The 26,060-nt window shown below is 51.6% G+C and carries 21 protein-coding genes; 10 read left to right on the top strand and 11 right to left on the bottom strand.

Annotated elements, in window-relative coordinates; translation table 11 throughout:
* Positions 1–401: 401 nt before the first annotated feature.
* Both U869_RS32565 and U869_RS0117655 read right to left on the bottom strand, forming a co-directional pair.
* Positions 402–806: a helix-turn-helix domain-containing protein gene (locus tag U869_RS32565; protein WP_232785372.1), complete on the bottom strand. Its 405-nt coding sequence runs from the start codon at positions 804–806 to the stop codon at positions 402–404.
* Positions 807–1,147: 341 nt separating this feature from the next.
* Entirely contained in the window at positions 1,148–1,783 is a 636-nt protein-coding gene (locus U869_RS0117655) for a LuxR C-terminal-related transcriptional regulator (protein ID WP_025123992.1), read from the bottom strand.
* Between the two features lie 286 nt (positions 1,784–2,069).
* Between U869_RS0117655 and U869_RS0117650 the strand changes: the two genes are divergently transcribed.
* The gene (locus U869_RS0117650) at positions 2,070–2,687 is read left to right on the top strand and encodes a helix-turn-helix domain-containing protein (RefSeq protein WP_025123614.1); all 618 of its coding nucleotides are present in this window, start codon (positions 2,070–2,072) and stop codon (positions 2,685–2,687) included.
* A gap of 97 nt (positions 2,688–2,784) precedes the next feature.
* Here the strand turns inward: U869_RS0117650 and U869_RS0117645 are convergent, their stop codons facing one another.
* The 5 genes from U869_RS0117645 to evgA all read right to left on the bottom strand — a co-directional run bounded on the left by U869_RS0117645 (position 2,785) and on the right by evgA (position 11,852).
* Positions 2,785–3,906: a cupin domain-containing protein gene (locus U869_RS0117645; RefSeq protein ID WP_025123613.1), complete on the bottom strand. Its 1,122-nt coding sequence runs from the start codon at positions 3,904–3,906 to the stop codon at positions 2,785–2,787.
* Positions 3,907–4,257: 351 nt separating this feature from the next.
* Positions 4,258–5,796, bottom strand: coding sequence for a glutamate:gamma-aminobutyrate antiporter (gene gadC / locus U869_RS0117640; RefSeq protein WP_025123612.1), 1,539 nt, complete (start codon positions 5,794–5,796; stop codon positions 4,258–4,260).
* Positions 5,797–5,897: 101 nt separating this feature from the next.
* On the bottom strand, positions 5,898–7,298 hold the full coding sequence (locus U869_RS0117635) for a glutamate decarboxylase (protein ID WP_025123611.1): 1,401 nt from the start codon (positions 7,296–7,298) through the stop codon (positions 5,898–5,900).
* A 338-nt stretch (positions 7,299–7,636) separates the two neighbouring features.
* Positions 7,637–11,233, bottom strand: coding sequence for a transporter substrate-binding domain-containing protein (locus U869_RS0117630; RefSeq protein ID WP_025123610.1), 3,597 nt, complete (start codon positions 11,231–11,233; stop codon positions 7,637–7,639).
* A gap of 4 nt (positions 11,234–11,237) precedes the next feature.
* Positions 11,238–11,852, bottom strand: coding sequence for an acid-sensing system DNA-binding response regulator EvgA (gene evgA, locus U869_RS0117625; RefSeq protein ID WP_025123609.1), 615 nt, complete (start codon positions 11,850–11,852; stop codon positions 11,238–11,240).
* Between the two features lie 437 nt (positions 11,853–12,289).
* Between evgA and U869_RS0117620 the strand changes: the two genes are divergently transcribed.
* Together U869_RS0117620 and U869_RS0117615 are read left to right on the top strand one after the other, a co-directional pair.
* Positions 12,290–13,459, top strand: a complete 1,170-nt coding sequence (locus U869_RS0117620; RefSeq protein WP_025123608.1) for an EmrA/EmrK family multidrug efflux transporter periplasmic adaptor subunit — start codon at positions 12,290–12,292, stop codon at positions 13,457–13,459.
* A 3-nt stretch (positions 13,460–13,462) separates the two neighbouring features.
* Positions 13,463–14,998 carry a DHA2 family efflux MFS transporter permease subunit gene (locus U869_RS0117615; protein WP_025123607.1) on the top strand — a complete coding sequence of 512 codons (1,536 nt, stop codon included), beginning with the start codon at positions 13,463–13,465 and terminating at the stop codon, positions 14,996–14,998.
* Between the two features lie 39 nt (positions 14,999–15,037).
* Here U869_RS0117615 and arsC read toward each other — a convergent pair whose 3' ends face one another.
* The 3 genes from arsC to U869_RS0117600 are packed head-to-tail and all read right to left on the bottom strand — an operon-like array spanning position 15,038 to position 17,165.
* Entirely contained in the window at positions 15,038–15,457 is a 420-nt protein-coding gene (gene arsC / locus U869_RS0117610; RefSeq protein ID WP_025123606.1) for a glutaredoxin-dependent arsenate reductase, read from the bottom strand.
* Positions 15,458–15,469: 12 nt separating this feature from the next.
* On the bottom strand, positions 15,470–16,759 hold the full coding sequence (locus U869_RS0117605; protein ID WP_025123605.1) for an arsenic transporter: 1,290 nt from the start codon (positions 16,757–16,759) through the stop codon (positions 15,470–15,472).
* 55 nt (positions 16,760–16,814) lie between these two features.
* Positions 16,815–17,165, bottom strand: coding sequence for a transcriptional regulator (locus U869_RS0117600; protein WP_025123604.1), 351 nt, complete (start codon positions 17,163–17,165; stop codon positions 16,815–16,817).
* Positions 17,166–17,404: 239 nt separating this feature from the next.
* On the opposite strand from U869_RS0117600, the gene U869_RS0117595 reads away from it, so the two are divergent.
* From U869_RS0117595 to U869_RS0117565, 7 genes are all read left to right on the top strand, one after another.
* Entirely contained in the window at positions 17,405–17,761 is a 357-nt protein-coding gene (locus U869_RS0117595; protein ID WP_029988445.1) for a YdiL family protein, read from the top strand.
* Between the two features lie 210 nt (positions 17,762–17,971).
* A complete protein-coding gene (locus U869_RS0117590; protein ID WP_025123602.1) occupies positions 17,972–19,180 on the top strand; it encodes an MFS transporter in 1,209 nt (402 codons plus the stop codon).
* Positions 19,181–19,674: 494 nt separating this feature from the next.
* On the top strand, positions 19,675–20,910 hold the full coding sequence (locus U869_RS0117585) for an MFS transporter (protein WP_025123601.1): 1,236 nt from the start codon (positions 19,675–19,677) through the stop codon (positions 20,908–20,910).
* A gap of 50 nt (positions 20,911–20,960) precedes the next feature.
* Entirely contained in the window at positions 20,961–21,827 is an 867-nt protein-coding gene (gene ydiB, locus U869_RS0117580; protein WP_025123600.1) for a quinate/shikimate dehydrogenase, read from the top strand.
* Positions 21,828–21,903: 76 nt separating this feature from the next.
* Positions 21,904–22,656, top strand: a complete 753-nt coding sequence (gene aroD, locus U869_RS0117575) for a type I 3-dehydroquinate dehydratase (RefSeq protein WP_025123599.1) — start codon at positions 21,904–21,906, stop codon at positions 22,654–22,656.
* Positions 22,657–22,892: 236 nt separating this feature from the next.
* A complete protein-coding gene (locus U869_RS0117570; protein WP_025123598.1) occupies positions 22,893–24,488 on the top strand; it encodes an acyl CoA:acetate/3-ketoacid CoA transferase in 1,596 nt (531 codons plus the stop codon).
* Between the two features lie 13 nt (positions 24,489–24,501).
* The gene (locus U869_RS0117565; RefSeq protein ID WP_025123597.1) at positions 24,502–25,653 is read left to right on the top strand and encodes an acyl-CoA dehydrogenase; all 1,152 of its coding nucleotides are present in this window, start codon (positions 24,502–24,504) and stop codon (positions 25,651–25,653) included.
* Between the two features lie 52 nt (positions 25,654–25,705).
* Here U869_RS0117565 and U869_RS0117560 read toward each other — a convergent pair.
* On the bottom strand, positions 25,706–26,060 hold a 355-nt coding region (locus tag U869_RS0117560; RefSeq protein ID WP_025123596.1), incomplete at its 5' end, for a helix-turn-helix transcriptional regulator.

The raw sequence follows: 26,060 nt of genomic DNA, 5'->3' as shown, positions 1-26,060 counted from the left end.
TCTTCAATGATCACGGGTATAGCTAACAATAGATAATACCTGACCAAGAAAATGCTTCTTTCCCAGCTAGGCGTAACATTCAGGCTCATGGTGCGAGGCCGCTATTAATGACTCCACTCCGTTATCGCCTAGGAACATTCTCGGGCAAATCGAAAAACTCCTCAAGGCATTTATTGGTGTAATTTTACACTCACCCTCAATGCTTAAAATAAAACCACAACTTATAAATAAAATAATTACATGATGAAAATCATGGCATTACAATCATTATCAACAGGTAGATAAAAATAGTTATCATTTAATGATGGAGAAACAGCAGCGGGGAGTAATGCTGTCAAAGATAGACTTGCGCAACGATCAAATCGGCGCGAATTTTGAATGATGAAATAGTTAACCCTGTATTAATACTTAAGCGGCAAGTGGCAGATTTCCTTCAGAGTACCGTTTTCCAGTCTGACAAATCCCCCTTGTTTAAGCTGGGAGAGGATTTTCATAATACTGCTACGTGAAAGGCGTGTTTTTTGCTGAATATACTGTGCTGCGGAAATATTCTCTCTGAACTCCACGGGTTCACTCATCAACTCCAACAGCTGAAAACGCAAGATTTCATAGGCAGTCGGCGAGTTGAGGTAACTGCTCAACATGAAAAAGCGGTTGGTGACCCGATAGATATGCCTGGATAACAGTTCCCACAGATTGAGACGAGCGATGATTTGCCTGATTTCCTGGGTGTTGGCAATCGCAATCTCAGCGCTGGTGTGCGTTTGCAAAAACAACATGCGGTTGGCCGCCAAAACGCCACCCACCCCAATAATTCCTGGTATATACATGGTGTTGATCAAAATCTCATCAGGCCCATGATGCAATTTACAAATGCCGCTGCGTATCAGATAGCAATACGAGCCTCCCTCTTTAAACAGGTAAAGTCGGGTTCCGGGCGGGACAACGTTAAAGGTGACGTGAGGGCTCAGTTGTTCAAATAGTTCAACCGTTGCAGCAAAGTCATCGGTAGCAGGGTGATCTGGTATGCTCATAAAACCTGTCAGCGTAGAAAGTTAACTGCTTTTAATCTAGCATATCAACACCTGCTACGCGCAACGATACATAACGTCGTCACGTAGCCAAGTGGTTGCGCAGGCGCCCAGACTCAGCAGCAGAGATTTAAATATTCTCTGAATATGTTGGGGCTTATCAGCTGACTTTTGAGCAAGTTGAGCAAGGTCAACAGGTCCTGATCGGTACCAAGATTAAATTTCTTCATAATGACATACTTATGCGAACTCACCGTTTTAGCGCTGATCTTCATCTTTCTGGCGATGGCATGGGTTTCCTCCCCCAGATAAAAACGCGTAGCGACGCCAGCTTGTTGCAGCGTAAGCGTCTGATGTTTACACATCAGGCAGTTTTGCTTAGATGGTTGTTGTGTCTCCAGCAGGCTACGCTGCATACCGAGAAACACAAGCTCCTTTATCTTATCCAGAGACTCCGATCTATTGATAAAAACCGTGTTAGAGAAACATAAAGGAAGCCCAGCACAGGTTGGCGCGGTACTACCATCATATATGCCAATAACCAGGCTGCCTTGTTGGCGCATTTTCATCATGGGCTGACAGAGAAAACGTTCACCGGCAGAAAAACTCTTGACGATAATATCAACTTGAGTGATTGTGTCACTGTCCATTTCACTGAAATAAATATCTTCAGTGCGCCCAAATAAATCCATCAGTAACCACTCCATACCAGTGAGGTACAGAGTATATTCATCGTCAAAAACAACGTTCAATTTCAAGACCCTTTAATTAATTCATTCTAATAAATCGACTAAATATAGTTAATTAGAAAGACATTCAAATTAAAAAACAGTGAGATTATTCTGATATTAAATAGACGGTTTATTCAAGTTTTTTCTGAGTGTAATTTTACACCCTCAAAAATCTTTTAAAATTAATTAAAATTAGCATAATTCCCCCTGAAAAACTGTCTGCACATTACTGTGTAGGCGAGCGTGTACCACGGAGGGAATCAAGGTGACTCACGCAATAAAACCTTATATTACATATGATTGTAATATGACACAAAAAAAGCCCTTGGCCGAAATAGAACTGCTCCTGGGGCACCTCGCGCCACACGCCGACAAGGTAGAAACAAAAAACAGACAGCCACTTAACTACACCGCAGGCGGGCAGCATCACTGTTTTTTGCTACACAAGGGCAGCGTGACGCTGTATCGCAACATTGATGGCATGGTGTTAAATTCAGAGTCGGCCCCCTACATCTTTGGCATCAGCACGCAACTGCTGGAGTCTGACTATCTCTATATCCGCACTCAAGAGTCCTCAGAGGTCAGCGTTATCTCGATTGCAGAAGCCAACAAAATTATTGCCAGAGAAGATCTGTGGCAAAGCTTATCGACCCTGTTAATTTATACCGCCAGCAGGGTATATGACCATTGCACCAAGATTTCTTCGCTTTCTTCCTATGAGATCATCTGCTACCAGCTCTATGAGCTAATGAACGAAACGCAAGAAGTCAGAAGTAGCGTCAGTGTCGTCTCCTATATCAAGAGCCGGACTTTTCTTTCGCGCAGCAGCATCATGAAAATCCTGGCACAGCTAAAAACCGGGGATTATATTGTGACGGAGAAAGGCTTTCTGAAGGCAATAAATAACATTCCATCAAGATATTGACCCTGGCGTTAGTACTTGCCGAAGCCTGTGCCAGATGGAATGAATTCAAGCGCGGCCTCCACGAGATAAGTTCGGGAAACCGCGGTAGCTAAAACGGTTACTCGTCGAAGAACCAGTAACCCTGATTAACCAAACCGGTCAACTCGGCAACAAACGCCGGGTTTTGCAGCGCCTCACCCAGTTCTGTTTTGCCAACAATGGTGTAACGGCACAGGGCATCGGCAGCCTTGGGGGCAACCGTATCCAGGCGTTCACTGTTGATAAAGAAACTGCCGCCAACTTCCAGCACTCGTAAGCCACTCAGGCGTGTCAGCACGGCACCGTCCATCAGAGCTTCAATCACTTCATCTTGTTCGTAAGGCGGTTGAGCCGGAGCGATATCCAACTCATGGCGCGGCGTGGTGATGAAACGGCCAAACCACTGTTTAAAATCTTCCGGCTGATTAATCATGTCGGTCATCATGGTACGCAGGCGATCCAGTTCGTACTCTTCAACCCGGCCCGGGTGTTCCCGGCAGGTCAAATCGGGATCGCTGTAATGTTCGCCCCCGAGATCGTTTTCCAGCGCATAGTCCGCAAAGCTGCTGATCAAATCCCGGCCGTTAGGGCCACGGAAACCAACGGAGTAGTTAAGCGCGGTTTGGTGGGTAAAGCCGTCGTGCGGGAAGCCCGGCGGAATATACAAGATATCGCCCGGCTCCAGGTCTTCATCGATGATTGGCGCGAAAGGCTCGACGTGCAGCAGCGCCGGATGCGGGCAAAACTGCTTCAGCGGCAGTTTGTCACCGACGCGCCAGCGGCGGCTACCCATCCCCTGGATGATAAACACATCGTACTGATCGATATGCGGCCCCACACCACCACCGGGTACCGAGAACGAGATCATCAGATCGTCTAAGCGCCAGTCCGGCAGCACGCGGAACGGGGTCACCAGCTCGGCTGACGGAGCATGCCAGTGGTTAACCGCCTGGGCCAGCAACGACCAGCCGGTCTCCCCCAGATTATCAAAATGCTCGAACGGCCCGTGGCTGGCCTGCCATTGGCCATTGGTTTGGCTGACCAGACGGCTGTCTACCTCAACCTCCATCGCCAGACCGGCCAATTCGTCCGGCGTGATGGGATCGACAAAGTTCGGGAAGGCATTCTTTAATACAACGGGTCGTTTCTGCCAATATTTTTCTAAAAACTCGGGCCAGTTCAGATTCAGTTGATAAGCCATGGGTCCACACCAGTGAGAAGACAAACGGGCCTGATTATAAAGAGGCTGACACCCGTGCCGCTTTGTCATTGGTCAATGACTGGGCGTTAAGCTGGGCGAAAATGATGCCCCTCACCCCAACCCTCTCCCACAGGGAGAGGGAGTTGTCCTGCGTCGTGGGTAAAACGGTGCCATTCCAGACAGTGTGGTGAGGTAAAACGCAGAAAAATCAGCGAACTCGATCGGTTCCCTCTCCTGGGGGAGAGGGTTAGGGTGAGGGAACTTGGTAACTTCAAACGCAAAAAGCAGGTTGCAGTGGGTTATTCCCCCGCCGCAACCTGCCTGATGATTCAGTGCTTGATCAAATATCGATTAATGCACTTGCTTGTCATCCACATAAATATGGTGCGCGGAGCGTGCACGCGGATGGATAAAGAAATGCCCTTCTGGTGCTGAGTCGGCACTAACCGGTACCAGCTTGAGGTTGGTCGCCTTCAAACGTTTATCATGCAGCGCATAGATAATGAACGGAATAGCCACCACCACCACAAAGCACACCACCAGCATAGTCACATACATATGGTCAGCTGCTAGCCCAGCCAGACCTGAAGGCGGGAAGAACGAGACCACAAAGGCAACCACAGAGGTCAGCAAACCAATCGAAGCCACGGCCAGTTTAACCATCTTGCCACCCGGAATATTGAACACGCGTTCGTTTTCCGGCTGTTTGCGTACCAGTTGGATGTAGCCCAGGAACAGCAGGAAATAGCTGCACAGGTAGATCACCACGGTCAACGCCAGCGCAATCAGGAAGGACATGTTATTGCCGCCCCCGGTGTTGGTCAGAACAATCAGCGCAATCGAGGTAATCACCAGCTGAGAAATCACCAGTGCGACCGGCACGCCATTCTTGTTCATTTTGGCAAAGCGAGCAGGCAAGATCCCTTGCTGAGCGGTAACCAGCATGCCGCGAGACGGCCCAACAATCCAGGCAGCGATTTCTGCCAGTACGCCCAACAGCAGCAGTGCAGCAATAACGCGGACAGCCCATTCAAACTGCGGACCGAAGTGCGAGATCAACACGCTGAAGGTTTGCATCACCCCTGCAGACAGGTTGATTTCACCACGAGGGATCACCGCTGCGATAGAAAGCCCACCAACAGAACTCAAACAAATGGCCGCAACCATCAGCAACAGCATGGCAAGCGGGTAGTCCCGGCCTGGGTTTTTCATCTCGTTGACGTGAGTCGCCGAGGCTTCAACGCCCATATAGCTCAGGATAAACGCCACAAACACCACCAGCGTGCCCATCTGGGTAAAGTCTGGGAAGAAAGTAGAAGCGTTCATTTCGATGGCCAACGGCGCACCAGAATGCAGATAGCTGACGGCCAGGATCACCAGGACAGCGGCAGGCAACAGGATGCCGGCAAAAAAACCTATCTTGGCAATGCGCGCGGTATTTTTGGTGCCGCCGAACTGGGTGAAAGCCAGGCCCCACAAGATAACCAGTGCAGCGATAGTTTTGACGATCGGATCTTCATTCAGCTCAGGCCACTTGAGGATATAAGACAGCGCCCCCAGCACAAAATAGAGCATAGGGATGAAACCTACGGCAATCTGCAGATAGCCAAAGGAGATGGCCGCAAAGCCCCATTTCTCACCCAGGGTTTTAGACACCCAGGTGAAAACGCCGCCTTCCTGCCAACCTTTTACCGTCGCCATCTCGGCGGCGCACAGGCCGACGGGGATGAACCACAGGAACCCGCCTAACAGCAGGAAGAAAATCAGAGAAAAACCTGATGTTGCAAAGGTCGGATATTCATAAACCGCCATCACCATTGATGCGGTAATAGCAAAAAAGCCTAACAACGTTAATTGTTTTGGAGCGGCGCTTTTTTCGGTGCTCGCCATAACGATTCTCCTGCCGGAAGAGGTTGCTCTTCTTCAGCGAATATTGGTGGGGAAAAAAGCGGGGCTGGCATCAACGCCGCCCCGATAAGAAACCAGAGTGATTACCCGTGGTTGAATCCGCTGCCTTGCTGCGCGGATACTGGGTTAACGACCGGATGGTTTTCGAATTCAATCAGCGCACGTTTGATATCTTCGATCAGCAGGCAACCCAGGTCGTAGCTCACGCCGTGGCGTACCAGGATGCGTTGGATCACCAGATCTTCGCGGTGCGTCGGCATTGAATAAGCCGGCACCTGCCAACCGCGAGCACGCAGCTTTTCCGCCAGATCGTAAAGGGTGTAACCCCCGATCGCCGCGCCGTCTTTCAGTTTCCATGCCAGCGCCGGGATGCCTTTATCGCTGTCACCATCAAACAGAATTTCAAACGGCCCCAGCTTGCCAATCTCTGCCGCCAAATGCTGAGCCGTGGCGTAGCAAGCGTTGTGGATTTTGGCGTAGCCTTCGCGGCCAAGGCGCAGGAAGTTGTAATACTGTGCAACAATCTGGCCACCGGGGCGCGAGAAGTTCAGCGCGAAAGTCGGCATGTTGCCGCCAAGGTAGTTGACGTTGAAAATCAGCTCTTCTGGCAAATCTGCCGCTTCGCGCCATACCACCCAGCCAGCCCCCAGCGGTGCCAGACCAAATTTATGACCCGACGAGTTAATGGATTTCACCCGTGGCAGACGGAAGTCCCACTCGAGTTCTGGCGAGCAGAAGGGAGCCAGGAAAGCCCCGCTGGCGCCATCGATATGCATCGGGATATCCAGGCCGGTTTCCTGTTGCAGACGATCAAGCGCATCGCTCACCTCTTTCACCGGCTCGTACTGGCAGGTGAACGTCACGCCCAGCGTTGGCACCACGCCAATGGTATTTTCATCGACACGCTTGAGCACTTCTTCCGCATTCATGATCAGGCGGTCGCCTTCCAGCGGGATTTCACGCAGTTCAACGTCGAAGTAACGAGCAAACTTGTGCCAGCAGATCTGGACCGGGCCACAAATCAGGTTCGGCTTGTCGCTAGGCAGCCCCTGCTCAGCACGCTTTTTGCGCCACTGCCATTTCAGCGCCAGCCCGCCCAGCATGGCGGCTTCAGAGGAGCCGATGGTTGAACAGCCAAGCGTGGTTTCCGGCGTTGGTGAATTCCACAGGTCGGCCAACATTCTGACGCAACGGGCTTCAATTTCGGCAGTTTGCGGATATTCATCTTTATCGATCATGTTCTTGTCGATAGATAAATCCATCAGTTCGCGGATTTCATCATCCACCCAGGTCTGACAGAAGGTCGCCAGGTTCTGACGTGAATTACCGTCCAGCATCAGTTCATCGCGGATGGCATTAAACACGTTACGCGGATTGCGCTCGGCCATGGGGAAAGTGGATTTCGGTAATGCACCGGATAAATCGACTGATGCGTAAACATCATCATTTTCATTATAAGCTGGAGTGTTCGCTGACTTATTCATAGTAATAGCCTTGTAAGATAATAATTAAAAAATAAATTCGTTATGCGACGCCGCATTTAAATAATGTTTTTATTTAAATGCCTCGTAGTCTGAAAAACTGGTGATGATATTAAATTAAGCGATGTCGCAAGGATATGGGAGCAATTGGTAATTACTGTAGGCGATGGACTACAAGCGTAGGAATAAGGGAGGTATCAGATTGATGACAAAATAGCAATGTTGCTGAATTTGTAGGGGCGAACATGTTCGACCCTGATTATCCAGACGGGCGCAGCATGCAGCGCCCCTACGTAGTGGGAGCGATGAGGGTTTGTAAGCAACCTCAGTATCTGGCTGATTTAATTACGGGAAAATGCCGCAATGGCCGCATTCAATCCCTGAAGCAACTGCTCCAGGTTGCGCATGCCCTCATCGATCACTGCCCCATGCTGCTGTGTCGCCAGCGCATTTTCCAGCTCTTCGCTAAGCCGCTGTAATGACGTGGCCCCCAGCAATTGAGCCGTGCCATTAATACGGTGTAAATGGCGTTGCAGAGTTGGCCAATCCTGTAATTCGAGCGCCTGTCTGGCCGCCAGCAGGTCTTTGTCATTTTCCTGACGGGACTGTTCGAGCATCTGGCGCATCAGAACGTTATCACCCAGGCTCAGCTTCTGTAACGTAGCCATATCGACAAACTCGCTGAGTGGTTCAACCGTCGAAGGTGCTGCAACACCTTGCAGCGCCGCTTCCAACTGCGGTAAATCTATCGGTTTAAACAGGCAAAGGTTCATGCCCATCGCCAGGCAGCGCTCTTTCTCTTCGGCCTGGGCATTTGCGGTCAGCCCCCAGATAATGATGTGCTGATTGAATTCACGCACCCGACGAGTCAGCGTCATCCCATCCATATTGGGCATATTGAGATCGGTGATCAACAGATCGTATGGCTTGGCCTCGAGCATCGCCAGGGCTTCCACACCATCAGTAGCCTCATCAACCCGATAACCGAGCGTATCCAACTGACGGCGCAGCAGCAGCCGGTTGGTAGGGTGATCGTCCGCAATCACAATCTTCAGCGCTTTGGCGCCACTAACCGGCGCTTTGGGCGTAAACGAAACGGCGGCAACCTTATCCAGATCCGCAACCGCGGTGGTGAGCGTCACCGTCATGGTGGTTCCCCTGCCCGGTTGGCTTGTCATCTCTAGGCTGCCAGCCATGCGTTCAACCAACTCACGGCAGATCGTCAGACCCAGGCCCGAGCCAGTATGTTGTTTGCCGCCTTTGGTCTGGCTAAAGGGCTTAAACAGGTGTTGCTGCTCCTGCGGGCTAATCCCTGCTCCGCTATCTTTCACGCTCAGCGTTAGCCGAGTCTGGTCAGCACCCTGTGCGTGCGTTTGCGCAATCACCTCGACCCCGCCCTCAACGGTAAATTTGATGGCGTTACTGAGCAGATTGGCCAGCACCTGCTTCACCGCCTGCGGATCAAGCCACAGCGCCTGCGCTGTCCCAAGGCGGTAATCTACCGACAGCCGCAGATTTTTTAGCGCAGCTATCCCTTCAAAACTGCTGACCGTCGCAGCTAGCAGCGACGCCAGATCCACCCATTCCGGTGTCAGTTCAAAGTTGCCAGACTCAATTTTCTCCATATCCAGCACATCGCCAATCAGGCCCAGCAATGACTGCGCGGTGGCATAGGCCAGCTGGACGGATTCTTTCTCCTCTGCCGGGCTTTGGCTATGGGTGGCAAGCAACTCCAGGAACCCCATAATCGCACTTACCGGCGTGCGTATTTCATGGCTCATACTGGCCAGGAAGGTACTTTTGGCCCGGTTGGCATCGATGGCCTTGTCTTTCTCCAGCTGCAATTCCCGCATCAATTGCCTGGATTCGGTAATATCCTGCCAGCCGCAAATCAGCGTGGGTGACGTGTTGGCGGGCAGTTGGCACAGCGTTAACCAGTGTAAAATCAGACGTTCTTCCGTGCCATTATTCAGCACCAGTTGTTGAGGAATAACCTGGTTGACTTGCAGCCCTCGCTGGATATCTGGTTGCACCGCAGCGAAAATGTCTGCCAGCGGATGACGGCGATCAAATAGCGAATGCTGCATCGCGCCATGTAACTCGGGACTGAAGAAGTTCCCGAAGGCACTGTTGTAGCTTTCGAGCACGCCTTCCAACGAGATAACGTATACCGGCACGGGGATCGAGTTGAATAAGGTCTGACGGAAACCGAGCTGATACTCCAGCGCAGCCTGTGCTGCTTTGCTCTTACGGATGGCCCGCAGCAAATAGGCTCCCCACAGCAAACTGCTGACAACCAGCAGCGTAGCCAGAAGGATCACCCAATAGAAAGGCCGGTTATATAGGTTCCAGGTGTCAATTTTCACTTCGGGGGTTTTTACCCACTTCCCGACCAGATTCAAGAGCTCTTTGGGCGGAATGTCATCCAGTGCCTTATTCAGAATGCTTTGTAATTCTGGCGATCCGCGCGGAATGGCAAAGGAGATCTGGGCGGTGCGTTCGTCGGGAATGCGGTAATAGGCCAACCGGTTGGGGTAATAATGATCGATGATGTAGCGCGAGGCGAGCTGGGTAGCAACCACCGCGTCAACTTCCCCCTGATCCAGCATGCTCAACGCCACGCTGGTGTTCTCTACCTTGACCCATTGCACACCAGGATATTTGGTTTTCAACTTTGCCAATAACGTGTGGTAAGCAGGAATGGCCACTTTCATGCCAGGCTTCATCTCTGCGGCCTGGTTGTCTGAAACGCGGGTGACGATCACAAAAGGAGTCGCCAGGAATGGATGGGTAAAAGCGATCTGCTCTTCCCGTTCAGGGCTGTAGGTTGCCGAGGGCAGGGTATCCCAATCCCCCTTACGCATAATACTGACCATCTGTTCATTAGAATTGGCGACCACCGGTTCAAAGGTCAAGCCGGTTTGCAGCTGGATCAGGTTAAGGATATCGCCAACCAACCCACGTATTTCCTGGTTTTCATCCACCATACTGAACGGGGCGTAATAGGGATTAATCAACACACGCAATTTAGGATGTTTTTCCAGCCAGCGCTCCTCTTGCGGGGTCAAAACCAGCTCTTTGGATAAAAAGGCCAGATTGCCCATATCAATCCACGATTGAACAATCTGGCTATGTAACGGCTCGGTCAACGATTTGATAAAGTTATCTACGATGTTGACTAACTGTCGCTGGCTAGCGAGTGCAATAAGCACGTTACCGCTTTGTGGCTCTCGCCAGAATTTCACCATACCCAGCGTCTGGTAGTAATCGCGGGCGATAATAAAACTGGTGGTGAGGTTATTGCCGAAAAAATAGTCGCTCTGCTTACTGGCTACCGAAGCCAACGCCTGATTTTCATTGGTAAAAGAAGCGATGCTGGCGTTGGGAAATGATTGTTTGATAAATGATTCAGGCGGAAAACCTTGCGTGATCGCCACCTTGATATTATCGCTATTATCGTGAAACGGCTTCATCACTTCGGCCTGTCGCGTCACCAGGGTTGGATACCCTTGCACCAGCGGCAAGCTGGTAATAAAGGGAGCTTTTAGCTGGCTTACCCCGGATGGGGCGCTGAGCACGAGATCGACACTGCCTGCTTGCAACGCAGCCAATGCCTGTTGCTCATCGACATAAAGTTTGACGATCACATTGGTATGCAGGGCCTTTCCCAGCAGCGCCAGATAATCCGCATTCATTCCGCGATAACGACCGGTGGCGCTATTGATACTTAACGGCGGGGATTCAATGCCATACACGGCGACGGTAAGATTGTGCTTTTGCGCCAGCCAGGCCAGATCGCCGTAGCCGAGAGCGGTAGTCGAGGGCGTGACTATGTGATTACTCGTCAGCACCAACGTTATCGGCCCGTTACTCACCGCCTGTGCAGGCGGCAGCAACACCAGCATAACCAGCCAAGCCCTCACCGCCAGCCTTAACATGCTGTCACCCAATTTTATTGCGGTTGGCAAACGCAAACAGATCGGCCAACGAACTGCAACCGAGCTTCTCCATTAAACGGCTTTTATAGGTACTGACCGTTTTATTGCTGATAAACATGGTTGCCGCAATCTGCATGTTATCCGCACCGCTGAGGATGGCACGCATCACCTTGATCTCCTGACTGGAGAGCGACGTCAGCATTTCCTGCTCCGAAGACAGGCTGCCGACAAAACCGTTCAGTGAGAATGGAAAATAGCTATAGCCATTCTGGGCGGCATGCACCGCAGCGATGATATTGGTCATGCCCTCTTTTTTACTGATAAAGGCATTGGCCCCGGCATCCGCGCTGCGCTTGCCGTAGAACAGATCGTTTTTGGCAGAGACCACAATGATGATTTGGCTGAACTGCTGCTTTCTGAGCTTTTCCACCACCTCAATGCCGCTCATGATCGGGATATCCACGTCAACAATCACCACATCTGGCTGATGTTGCGCTACCTGTAAAAACGCTTCGGCGCCGTCCCCCGCCTCGCCAATAACGCTAATCCCTTCACTTTCCAGCAGGTTTTTGATCGCCATGCGGGCCAGAGGATGATCGTCAACAATTACAGCACTCAAAGATTTGGCTTCACCCATGCTCGTTTCCTGGTCAAATCGAACAAACAACACCGGCGAGCGTCAACACGGCCGATAAACCTTTTTGCTAGGTCCATGCCTTCAGTATGTACCTTACCCACCGACTCGACAAGCCTATACCCTACCCTCTTTATAGTCCTAATCCGCTGTTTCCGCTAAATAATTTTACCCTGATAAATCTATTGGACTTCACGTGTAGGACGCGGCCTGCAAATGTTTCCGATGTCTCTGCTGTGTTAGGCGACTGCCCTGCCTTATCATCACTGCGAACTTTCAGCATGGCCTCTCACATTCCAGGCCGTTTTAAGCTGAAGGTGATGACCAAGCCATTCAATTAATCATTCACGCTCTGCGCTTATTGCCCACAGGCAGCGCGATGGCTTGCTATTGCTCCTAATCAGACCAGCAAGGGTTTTGCCATGCCACAATTACCACCATCAGACAGTCACCCGGTTAAATCGCCATTAGAAAAAAGAAAGCAATGGCTGCTCATTTTTCTCATGGTGATGGTGATTACAGCCATGGGCAGCGCCGCCTGGTGGTATTTCAATTCACGCAATGTGCAAAGCACCGATGATGCCTATGTGATGGGCAATCAGGTCACTATTTCTTCGCAGGTGAATGGCAGCGTAGTCAGCGTGAATTACACCAATACCGATTTGGTTAAACAAGGCGATGTATTAATCACATTGGATGATACCGATGCCAACCTCAGCTTTAAAAAAGCCAAAAATAACCTGGCGGAAACGGTGAGAAAAACCAAACAGGTTTATATCGCCGACGCGCAATATAACGCCAATATCGCCCAGGCTAAAATCGCTTATCAACAGGCGCAGGCAGATTTTAAACGTCGAACTCAACTGATGGGCGCCGGTGCCTTTTCAAAAGAAGATTTGCAACATGCGCGCAATGCCGTTAGCAGCAGCAAGGCAGCGCTGGACGTCGCCATTGAGCAATATCGTGGCAACCGTATCCTGATCCAGAACTCCACGCTTGAACAGCAGCCTGCCATCCTGTTGGCAATAGAACAGATGCGTGAAGCCTGGCTGGCACTACAGCGTACTAAAATTCGCAGCCCGGTCACCGGCTATGTCGCACAGCGCAATGTGCAGGTTGGTGAAACGCTCAGCGCTGGTCAGGCTTTATTATCCATCGTCCCCGCCGAACAGCTGTGGATTGACGCCAACTTCAAAGAAACCCAGCTCAGCGGCGTACGCATCGGGCAAAAGGTGAGCGTGGTCAGCGACCTGTATGGTAGCGATGTGGTTTTCGACGGCGTCATTGAAGGGATCAATATGGGGACCGGCGGCGCGTTTTCGGTACTGCCCGCACAGAATGCCACCGGCAACTGGATCAAGGTAGTGCAACGCCTCCCGGTGCGTATCACGTTGGACGCCGATCAGATCAAGGCTTACCCACTGCGGATTGGCTTATCCACCACGGTGACCTTACGTGAAAACAACACCAACGGCCCAGCCTTGTCTACCACCCAACGCCAGAAACCGGCCTATCAAAGCCAGGCATTGGTGCTCGATACCGCCAGCATCGACGGAGAAATCCTCACCATCATCAAAGCCAATGCGATGTGATCGATGAACAATAACAACACCCTGCTGCCGCTAAAAGGCTGGTCATTGATCCTGGTGACGCTGTCGCTGTCGCTGGCGACCTTTATGCAAATGTTGGACTCCACCATTTCCAACGTCGCCATCCCAACCATTTCCGGCTTCCTGGGGGCCTCTACGGACGAAGGAACCTGGGTGATCACCTCGTTTGGCGTTGCCAATGCGATCGCCATCCCGATTACCGGGCGTCTGGCGCAACGCTTTGGCGAACGTAAGCTGTTTTTAGCTTCGGTGACGTTGTTTGCACTGGCGTCGCTGTGCTGCGGACTTGCTACCAATCTCAGCATGCTGATTTTTTTCCGCGTCATTCAGGGATTGGTAGCAGGCCCGTTGATCCCCCTTTCACAAAGCCTGCTGTTACGTAACTACCCACCGGAAAAGCGCAATATCGCACTGGCGCTATGGTCGATGACGGTGATTATCGCCCCGATATTTGGGCCGATCGTTGGCGGCTATATTTGCGATAACTTCGACTGGGGCTGGATCTTTTTAATCAACGTCCCGCTCGGTATCGTGGTGGTTGCCATCACCGCTTGGAAGCTGAAAGGCAGAGAAACACCAACCGAGCCGGTAAAAATCAATCTGATCGGCTTAAGCCTGCTGGTGCTTGGCATCGGCAGCCTGCAAATCATGCTGGATAAGGGCAAAGACCTCGACTGGTTTAACTCTACCACCGTGATTGTGCTGGCCGTGATCGCCGTGGTCGCGCTGATCTTGTTGATCATCTGGGAAGCTACCGACGATAACCCGATCATCGATCTGAGCCTGTTCCGCTCGCGTAACTTCAGTATCGGCATCCTGTGCATCAGCTGCGCGTATCTGATTTATGCCGGGGCGATTGTGCTGATGCCGCAGCTGCTACAGATTGTGTATGGCTACACGTCGGTGTGGGCGGGGCTGGCCTATGCGCCTATCGGGCTGATGCCGCTGCTTATCGCCCCCTTGATTGGCCGCTACGGCAACCGTGTTGATATGCGGATCTTGGTGACCTTCAGCTTTATCGTGTATGCCGCTTGTTACTACTGGCGCGCAATGACGTTTAACCCGGCGATTGGTTTTTCCGCTGTGGTGCTGCCACAGCTGATGCAGGGCTTCGCCGTAGCCTGCTTCTTCCTGCCGCTGACGACCATTTCGTTGTCAGGACTAGCACCAGAAAAATTTGCCGCAGCCACCAGCCTGAGCAACTTTTTCCGTACGCTATCCGGCTCGATCGGTACGTCACTGACCATGACACTGTGGAGCCACCGGGAATCGTTTCATCACTCGCAGTTGACGCAGTCGGTGACGCAATTCAACCCGGCCGCGATCAAGCTGGATCAAGGTCTGCAACATCTGGGGTTCGATCAGCAGCAAGCAGCCACCTACATTAACGATCAGATTACCCAGCAGAGCCTGCTGATGTCGGCCAACGATATTTTCTATCTCTCTGCGGGGGTGTTCTTGATGCTGACCCTGCTGGTGTGGTTCGCCAAGCCGCCGTTTAATACGGCCAAGGCGGGTTGATAACGCAGTAAAATGAGAGGCGCTCACCCGCCTCCTGATTTACTTAATCCGTTTGCCGAGCTCATCAACAATCTTTTCACCATCCTCTTTGGACAATGCCCCCATTTGCGGATCGGGCAGGATATCAAGCACCGTTTCAGACGGACGGCATAAGCGAGTCCCCAGCGGCGTCACAACGATTGGGCGATTAATCAGGATCGGCTGCTGCAACATAAAGTCGATCAATTGCTCGTCGCTGTACACCTCTTCTGCTAGCCCCAGTTGCTCGTAAGGTTCCACGTTTTTGCGCAGTAAGGCCCGGACGCTTATCCCCATATCGGCGATAAGTTTCTTCAGTTCATCGCGGCTCGGGGGAGTCTCAAGGTAATAGACGATCGTTGGCTCTGTGTCGCTATTGCGGATGAGTTCCAGCGTATTACGCGAGGTACCGCAGGCCGGGTTATGGTAAATGGTGATCATGGGTGTTCCCCGCTACAAAGTGATTGATAGGCGTAACGCCAGGGCCGTCAGCGTGACCAACAGCACTGGCACGGTCATGATGATCCCGGTGCGGAAGTAGTAGCCCCAGGTAATACTCATATTCTTCTGCGCTAACACATGCAACCAAAGCAAGGTCGCCAGGCTGCCAATTGGCGTGATTTTTGGCCCCAGATCGCAGCCAATGATATTGGCGTAAATCATGGCCTCCTTAATTACTCCCGACGCTGCACTGCCCTCTATGGACAACGCGCCAATCAACACCGTGGGCATATTGTTCATCATGGATGACAGGAACGCGGTCAGGAAGCCGGTACCCAGCGTAGCAGCCCATAAGCCGTTTCCCGCCAGCAGGTTCAGTACGCCGGAGAGATATTCCGTCAACCCGGCGTTGCGCAGACCGTAGACCACCAGATACATGCCAAGCGAGAAAATCACGATCTGCCAAGGTGCGCCACGCAGCACCTTCCCGGTGTCAATGGCATGACCCCTTTTGGCCACCGTAAACAGGATCACCGCGCCCACGGCAGCAATAGCACTGACCGGAATGCCGAGCGGCTCCAGCACAAAGAAACCGACCAACAGCAGGATTAAAACTACCCAGCCGGTTTTGAACGTTGCCGGATCCTTAATGGCTTTTACCGGTTGTTTCAGTCGTGCAAGATCATAGGTTGGCGGAATGTCCTTGCGGAAGAACAGGTGCAGCATGACCAGCGTGGCGATAATCGCAGCGATATCGACAGGAACCATCACCGAGGCATACTGCGTGAACCCCAAATCAAAGAAGTCTGCCGAGACGATATTGACCAGATTGGACACAATCAGCGGCAAGCTGGCGGTATCGGCAATAAACCCGGCAGCCATAACAAACGCCAGCGTAGTGCCTTTGCTGAACCCCAGCGCCAGCAGCATGGCGATCACGATAGGGGTCAGGATCAGCGCTGCGCCATCGTTGGCAAACAAAGTCGCCACGGCCGCACCGAGCAAAATGATATAAGTAAACAACAGGCGCCCTCGCCCATTTCCCCAGCGCGAGACATGCAGCGCCGCCCATTCAAAAAAGCCAGATTCATCGAGCAACAGACTAATGATGATCACGGCAATGAAGGTCGCAGTGGCATTCCAGACAATATGCCAAACCGCTGGGATATCGGCGATCTGCACCACCCCGGTGCTCAAGGCCAGCCCCGCGCCCAGCACCGCGCTCCATCCAATCCCCAAACCTTTTGGTTGCCAGATCACCAGCACAATGGTCAGGATAAATATCGCCCCAGCCAGTAGCATACTTGCGTTCCTTAACATTTATATATGAATTTTCATATGTGTTTAGCTAAAAAATTTAGCTACACAGCGCTTTGCCATCACGGGTAGTGTTCACCGCTGCCAGCTTACGTGCCATTGACTGGACTTCATCCTGCTGGCTCAACCAGGCTTGTTCGACAACCAGGGCTGCCCATGCAGGGATATGAGGAGAAAGACGATAATGCACCCACTTCCCCTGCTTGCGATCCATCAGCAATCCGCACTCTCTAAGCATCGCCAGATGGCGTGAGATCTTGGGTTGTGACTCATCCAGCCCGGAGCAGAGATCGCAAACGCAGAGTTCGCCCAGCTGTTTGAGCAGCAACACGATGCCCAAGCGGGTTTCGTCCGAGAGGATTTTGAAAAGTTGCAAGGAAGTCAGGGCCATCACTATCTCCACGCTCAGTAGTGGCTGAAATGATACCCTTAAGGGTTTTCATGTCAACAACGCATTCGAATTTCCATATATGTTTTATTTCGCGCAGCGGTAACACCTAATGCGGCAATATATTCACACCCCGGCAACAAATAATATTGCACAAAATAGTGTGACCCTGTTCAAGTCGTCAATCAGTTAATAATGCTATTTATGCTGCATGGATTTTTCTAACGTGGATCTGCGAAATCATGAATCATTTAGAACTGCAGGCGCTACGTCAGCTTTTTTTTATGACGGTCGAAGAAAGTTCGGCCTATATTTCTCATGACAACAATTTGGCTACATGGCAGCAATGGGAACGCGGCGAAGGAGAAATCCCGGCCGAGGTTATTGAAACATTCAAGCAAATGATTATAAAAAGAAAAGCACATATCAACGCGATCATCGACAAGATCAATAGCCGCATTGGCAATAATACCATGCGCTTTTTCCCGGATTATGCCTCCTTCCTGGCGGTCTATAACGAAGGGGACTATCTGCAATGGAAGATTTATCAATCGGTCGCCGCTCAGCTGTATGCTAATGATCTGGAACGGCTATGTTAAACATGATTAATCAGACTTAATAGTTTAACAAATCCGCTTCATCAACAACACGATTATGCTTTCTGTAAGGGCTGCTTATCAACAGCTCTGCCGGTACGTTTTACTTAACCATCATCCCCAAAAGCAGGTTAATACCTGTAAAAATTTCGTGCCCCACAGTCATTGCGGCGCGAATTGTTTATTACTGAGCGATTTTTTGAGCAATAAAACATGGAAAACAAGTATGTACCCACGGCCTTGGGGCTGTATCTGAATTATCTGGTGCACGGTATGGGGGTGATATTAATCAGCTTGAATATGCCTTATCTGGCAGAGCAGTGGCACACCGATGCCGCTGGTATCTCGATCGTCATCTCTTCTTTAGGGATTGGCAGGCTGAGTGTGTTATTAATTACCGGCATGTTATCCGACCGTTTTGGCCGCCGTCCCTTTATTTTCCTGGGGATAGTTTGCTATCTGGGATTCTTTTTCGGCATTCTGCTTAGCCACACCATTATTATCGCTTATGTATTTGGTTTTTTAGCTGGCGTCGCCAACAGTTTTCTCGACGCAGGCACCTATCCTACGCTGATGGAAGCATTCCCCAAGTCGCCAGGCACCGCCAATATCTTGATCAAAGCCTTTGTCTCTGGCGGCCAGTTTATGTTGCCCATGGTGATCAGCCTGCTGGTTTGGGCTGAGGTTTGGTTTGTCTGGTCGTTCCTGATCGCCGCGGGCATGATGCTGCTCAACGGCCTGTTTCTGCTGCGCTGTCCCTTTCCCGCTCACCCAGGGCGACGCGTGGCCAACCAGCCCGAGTGTCAGGCAGATATCAACCACAGTTGTTCCATTGTAGATCTGGTCAGCTATACGCTCTACGGCTATGTCGCCATGGCCACCTTTTATCTCATCAGCCAATGGCTGGCGCAGTATGGTCAGTTTGTGGCGGGGATGAGCTATACCCTGTCGATCAAGTTGTTGAGCATCTACACCACCGGCTCTTTGATGTGCGTGTTCATTACCGCCGGACTGGTAAAGAAAAGGTTTAAATCAACCACCTTTCTGATGCTGTATACCTTTATATCCTTTATTGCCTTGCTCACCGTTTGCCTGTACCCCCATAGGTACGTCGTGATGGCTTTTGCCTTCATCATCGGCTTCTCTGCTGCCGGTGGAGTCATGCAGCTGGGGCTGACGCTGATGGCAACCCGTCTTCCCCACGCGAAAGGCAAAGCCACCGGCATTTATTACAGCGCCGGTAGCCTGGCAACGTTCACCATCCCGTTGATTACCGCCAAAATTTCCGAAACCAGTATCGCCAATATTATGTGGTTTGATACCGGTATCGCAGCCTGTGGCTTCCTGTTGGCGCTGTTTATTGGCTATCGTAGTCACAGGGAGGCTAACAGTTCCCTCAAGATCGCCCAGATGGTGAGTTAATTCCGCTGTTGTGTTGCCCCCCTCTTGCTATATCACCCTAACCCTCTCCCAAAAGGAGAGGGTTAGGGTGAGGGGTATTATTTGGCGGTTGATACCCGGCTTTCCCCCTCCATCCGGCGCCACCTACAATATTATTCTTGTCGCATGCAATATGAGACAGAATTCCGCTAACCGTTGACACCTCAATAAAGTAAATAGCTTGTTAATAGCCCTTGATATTCATCGTACCCAATCGGTAACCCCCGGATTGCAGCCATCTGTGCATAATTAACCAGGCAAAAAATTGACACAATTCGGCAACACCATCCTGCATTTTTCTCTGCAATAAAGTTTAAAACTAAAACGGCATATTACGTACTTATCCTTCCGGGCGTTATTTATACTCACTACACGTTTCAGGCTGCTTTAAATAATTCATTAACAAGAAAGGCCATCAAAAAACACGTCCCCTGGATCCAGATAACGTAAAAAATTAGCGACAAGCGGAGAACAGCATGAGCCAGAGCAAGGCCTTCAAAGCGCCATTTTTGTTAGCGGTCATCAGTATCTATTTAAGTTATTTTCTCCACGGTGCCAGCGTCATTACGCTGGCACAAAACATGACGCCACTGGCCGAGAAGTTCGGTACCGATAATGCGGGCATTGCCTACCTGATATCCGGCATCGGGCTGGGCCGGCTAGTCAGTATTCTATTCTTTGGCGTGATATCGGATAAGTTTGGCCGCCGCGCCGCCATTTTGATCGGCGTCTCCCTGTATATTCTGTTCTTCTTTGGCATCCCGGCCAGCCCTAATCTGATCGTCGCTTTTGGCCTGGCGGTTTGCGTGGGCGTTGCCAATGCGGCGCTCGATACCGGCGGCTATCCGGCCCTGATGGAGTGCTACCCCAAAACCTCCGGTTCGGCGGTCATACTAGTCAAGGCCATGGTCTCCTTCGGTCAGATGTTCTATCCGATGTTAGTCAGCTATTTGCTGGTCAGCCATATCTGGTACGGCTATGCGATGGTCATCCCGGGACTCCTGTTCGTCCTGATCACGCTGTTACTGCTCAGAAGCAAGTTTCCCAGCCAGTTGGTCGATGCCGCCGTGGCGAAAGACTTGCCACAAATGAACAGTAAACCGCTCGCCTGGCTGGAAGGTGCCTCTTCCGTCATCTTCGGCGTGGCCGCATTCTCTACCTTCTATGTGAACGTGGTCTGGATGCCAAAATACGCGATGGCATTTGCCGGTATGGCCGAGGCCGATGCGCTCAAGACCATCTCCTGGTACAGCTTTGGCTCACTGATGTGCGTGTTTATCTTCGCGCTGCTGTTAAAAAGCACCGTACGCCCGGTCTGGGCCAACGTGTTTAACGCCGGTGTCTCGGTGATCGCGGCAACCATTATTTATCTGTATCCCTCACCGCTGGTCTGCAAGCTGGGTGCCTTTGCCATTGGTTTCTCTGCCGCCGGAGGGATATTGCAGCTTGGCGTCTCGGTGATGTCGGAGTTCTTCCCGAAAAGCAAAGCCAAGGTCACCAGCGTTTATATGATGATGGGAGGGTTAGCCAACTTCTTGATCCCATTAATTACCGGTTATCTCTCTAACATTGGCTTGCAATACATCATCCTGCTGGATATTGCCTTTGCCCTGCTGGCCTTTATTACCGCCATCATCGTCTTCATCCGCTATTACCGAGTATTCAAAGTCCCGCAAAGTGACCTGCGATTGGGCGAGCGCTTTTTCCAATAACCCACGCGGGCTTGCGCCCCACACGATCATGGTTAGACAAGGAGTTTAGAATGGATGTTACTGCAAAATATGAGCTGATCGGACTGATGGCTTATCCGATCAGACACAGCTTATCGCCAGAGATGCAGAATAAAGCGCTGGAAAAAGTCGGGCTACCTTTTACCTATATGGCTTTCGAAGTCGACAACACCACCTTCGCCAGCGCGATTGAAGGGCTTAAAGCGTTAAAAATGCGCGGCACCGGCGTCTCCATGCCTAACAAGCAGTTTGCCTGCCAATATGTTGATGAATTGACGCCTGCCGCCAAACTGGTCGGTGCCATCAACACCATTGTCAACGATAACGGCTACCTGCGCGGTTACAACACCGACGGGACCGGGCATATTCGGGCCATCAAGGAAACCGGTTTTGATATCAAGGGCAAAACCATGGTACTGGTCGGCGCAGGCGGCGCTTCTACCGCCATCGGCGCGCAGGCTGCCGTTGAAGGCATGAAAGAGATCAAGCTGTTTAATCGTAAGGACGAGTTCTTTGATCAGGCGGTCGCCTTTGCCAAGCGCGTCAACGACAACACTAGCTGTAAGGTCACCGTGACCGATTTGGCAGACCAGGAGGCCTTTGCCAGCGCCATCGCCAGCGCAGATATCCTGACCAACGGCACCAAAGTGGGGATGAAGCCGCTAGAGAATGAGAGCATCGTCAGCGATATCACTATGCTGCGCCCTGAGCTGCTGGTAACGGAGTGCGTTTATAACCCACACATGACCAAATTGCTGCAAATGGCCCAACAGGCAGGTTGCCAAACGGTGGATGGTTACGGCATGTTGTTATGGCAGGGTGCCGAACAGTTCAAACTGTGGACTGGCAAAGATTTCCCATTGGAATACGTGAAGCAGGTGATGGGATTCGCGGCGTAATATTCCCGTAGAGCGTGGTGGCCAGCTGAAGTCACCACCTTAATGATTACGGCAAAAGAGCAGGTAACAGGTAAAAATGAAAACCATAACCGTAAAAAATATTGTGTTCGGCGAAGGCGCGCCAAAAATCATTGTTTCGCTGATGGGTAAAGATATCCCTGGCGTCATCGCCGAAGCACAGGATTATCGTCAGGCCGATTTCGATATTCTGGAGTGGCGCGTCGATCATTTTGCGGATGTCGCCACGCTCAGCAACGTGATAGCCGCCGCGCGCCAGATCAAAGCGATCATTGCCGATAAACCGCTGCTGTTTACCTTCCGCAGCGCCAAGGAAGGCGGCGAGCAAGAGCTCTCGCCACAGGCCTACATCGCGCTCAATCTGGCGTTGGTGGACAGTGGCCTGGTCGATATGATCGATCTGGAACTGTATACCGGTGATGAACTGGTCAAAGATGCCGTGGCGCACGCCCATGCCAACAACGTCAAAGTCATCATGTCGAATCATGATTTCCACCAGACGCCGCCGCAGGCCGAAATCGTCAAGCGCCTGTGCAAAATGCAGGAGTTGGGTGCCGATATCCCGAAAATCGCCCTGATGCCGCAAAGCAACGGTGATGTATTAACGCTGCTGGCCGCGACGCTGGAAATGCACCAGCAACATGCCCACGGCCCAATAATCACCATGTCGATGGCCAAAACCGGCATTATCTCCCGGTTAGCGGGTGAAACTTTTGGCTCGGCGGCCACTTTTGGCGCGGTAAAGAAAGCCTCCGCACCAGGGCAAATTTCTGTCACGGATTTACGTGCCATATTAAACATACTGCATTAATTGCGTCGCGTACTGAAATAACACTCGGCGGGAATAATATCATTCCCACTTAAATAACAAAGAATACCCCTCACCCTAACCCTCTCCCACAGGGAGAGGGGATTGAACGTGCTATATATGAGCTCCTGCACCTAATTTCTGCGCTGGACTAGCTCCCTCTCCCTGTGGGAGAGGGATGGGGTGAGGGGAAATACACATTAATAAATTAAATATCTAGGTCATCAACTGGAGTTATTATGGATCTGGTAAAACCGAAAAGAATCAATGGTAGAGTGCCAGTATTATCGGCACAAGAGGCCGTGAATTATATTCCTGACGAAGCCACCTTGTGCGTATTAGGTGCCGGTGGCGGTATTCTGGAAGCCACTACCTTAATTACCGCGCTGGCAGAAAAATATCAAACCACGCAAACCCCGCGCGACCTGTCATTAATCAGCCCGACAGGATTAGGCGACCGGGCCGATCGCGGTATCAGCCCGCTGGCACAGGTTGGGCTGGTGAAGTGGGCACTGTGCGGGCATTGGGGGCAATCTCCACGTATCTCCGATCTCGCCGAGCAGAATCTGATTGCGGCTTACAACTATCCTCAGGGCGTGTTAACCCAGACCCTACGGGCCGCAGCGGCACATCAGCCGGGGATTTTAACCGATATCGGTATTGGCACCTTCGTCGATCCGCGCCAACAAGGCGGCAAACTCAATGAGGTGACCAAGGAAGACCTGATCAAGCTGGTTGAGATCGATAACCAGGAATACCTCTACTACAAGGCCATAGCGCCCAACGTTGCCTTTATTCGCGCCACCACCTGCGACAGCGAAGGCTATGCCTCATTCGAAGATGAGGTGATGTATCTGGACGCGTTGGTGATTGCCCAGGCGGTGCATAACAACGGCGGCATCGTGATGATGCAGGTGCAAAAGATGGTCAAGAAGGCCACGCTGCACCCTAAAGCGGTGCGCATCCCTGGCTATCTGGTAGATATTGTCGTGGTCGATCCACAGCAGACGCAGTTGTACGGCGGTGCCCCGGTAAACCGCTTTATCTCCGGCGATTTCGTGCTTGATGACAGCACCCAAATCGCCCTTCTCCTTAATCAACGCAAACTGGTGGCGCGACGTGCGCTCTTTGAGATGCGTAAAGGAGCGGTAGGCAACGTCGGGGTAGGTATTGCCGACGGCATCGGCCTGGTTGCCCGTGAAGAAGGCTGTGCCGATGATTTCGTGCTGACGGTCGAAACTGGCCCCATCGGCGGCATTACCTCGCAGGGCGTCGCCTTCGGCGCGAACGTCAACACCCGTGCCGTACTGGATATGACCTCTCAGTTCGATTTCTACCACGGCGGTGGCCTGGATGTTTGTTACCTGAGCTTTGCCGAGGTGGACCAACAGGGCAACGTCGGTGTGCATAAATTCAACGGCAAAATCATGGGTACCGGTGGTTTTATCGATATCAGCGCCACATCGAAAAAGATCGTTTTCTGTGGCACGCTCACCGCTGGCAGCTTAAAAACCACGATCGACGACGGTAAGCTGAATATTGTGCAGGAAGGCCGCGTCAAAAAATTCATCAAGCAATTACCCGAAATCACCTTTAGCGGAAAAATCGCGCTCGAGCGGGGATTGGACGTGCGTTATATCACCGAACGTGCCGTCTTTACGCTGAAAGAAGATGGCCTGCACCTGATTGAAATTGCCCCCGGCGTCGATCTGGAAACCGACATCCTGGCAAAAATGGATTTCGCCCCGGTTATTTCTCCGCAGCTAAAACTGATGGACGAAAGATTGTTTATCGACGGCGTAATGGGTTTCACTTTACCTGAAGCAGTATATTAAAAGGAGTAAGGCTATGGATTTTTCTTTAACCGAAGAGCAGGAACTGTTGCTTGCCAGTATTCGGGAACTGATCGGCAATAACTTTTCGGAGGAATATTTCCGCACCTGCGATCAGACCTCAACCTACCCTACCGAGTTTATGCGCGCACTCGCCGATAGCGGTATTTCGCTGTTGGGCGTGCCAGAAGAGTTCGGCGGCATTCCGGCTGACTATGTCACCCAGATGCTGGCGTTGATGGAAGTCTCCAAATGCGGCGCACCGGCGTTCCTGATCACTAACGGCCAATGTATTCACAGCATGCGCCGTTTCGGCTCTGCCGAGCAGCTGCGCAAAACGGCAGAAAGTACGCTGGAAACCGGCGATCCGGCGTATGCGCTGGCTCTGACCGAACCGGGCGCAGGCTCGGACAACAGCGCCGCCACCACCACCTACACCCGTAAAAATGGCAAAGTGTATCTGAACGGGCAAAAAACCTTTATCACCGGCGCCAAAGAATACCCGTATATGCTGGTACTGGCGCGCGATCCGGAGCCAAAAGATCCGAAAAAGGCCTTCACCTTGTGGTGGATGGAATCCAACAAGCCGGGCATCAAGGTCAATCCGCTGCACAAGATCGGCTGGCATATGCTGAGCACCTGCGAAGTTTACCTCGATAACGTTGAGGTGGATGAAAGCGATATGGTCGGCGAAGAAGGCATGGGTTTCCTCAATGTGATGTACAACTTTGAGATGGAACGCCTGATCAACGCCGCGCGCAGCGCCGGTTTCGCCGAGTGCGCATTTGAGGACGCTGCCCGTTACGCCAACCAGCGTATCGCCTTTGGCAAACCGATCGGCCATAACCAGATGATCCAGGAAAAGCTGGCACTGATGGCGATCAAAGTCGACAACATGCGCAACATGGTGATGAAAGTGGCCTGGCAGGCGGATCAGAAGCAGTCACTGCCTACCAGTGCCGCCCTGTGTAAGCTCCACTGCGCCCGTACGGCAATGGAAGTGATTGATGATGCAATCCAGATTATGGGTGGGCTGGGCTATACGGATGAGGCACGAGTTTCCCGCTTCTGGCGCGACGTACGCTGCGAAAGGATTGGCGGCGGCACCGATGAAATCATGATTTACATTGCAGGCCGCCAGACCCTGAAAGACTACCAGAGCAAATAAGATCATAAAGCGCCAGGATACAACCTGCATCCTGGCGCAAGTTAAAGCCGGTTTACCCTAATAAATACTCCTGTTCCGCCAAGCTGTTATTGAATTGCTTACGATAAACACTTGGGGAGCAACCCACATGGCGCATAAATAACTTGGCAAAATGATCGACGTTTTCGTACCCAACCCGCCAGGCGATCTCATTAAGGCTGTTATCGGTATTCGTCAGCGCAAATTTGGCCTCGGTGATCCGGCGCTGAATTACGTAGTTAATCGGGGAGATATGATATTCCCTGGCAAACTCATGACAGATATAACTGACGCTGGCGCGGAACTTTTTTGCTAATTGTTCAAGCGTGATCTTTTCATGATAGTTATTATTCAAATAGACCAACACATCGGTCATGTATTCAATGTGT

It is taken from the genome of Serratia sp. H1w (assembly GCF_000633355.1).
GTDB lineage: Bacteria > Pseudomonadota > Gammaproteobacteria > Enterobacterales > Enterobacteriaceae > Chania.
The sequence above is the reverse complement of the archived record's forward strand: the minus strand, read 5'-3'. Positions and strand labels throughout refer to the sequence as shown.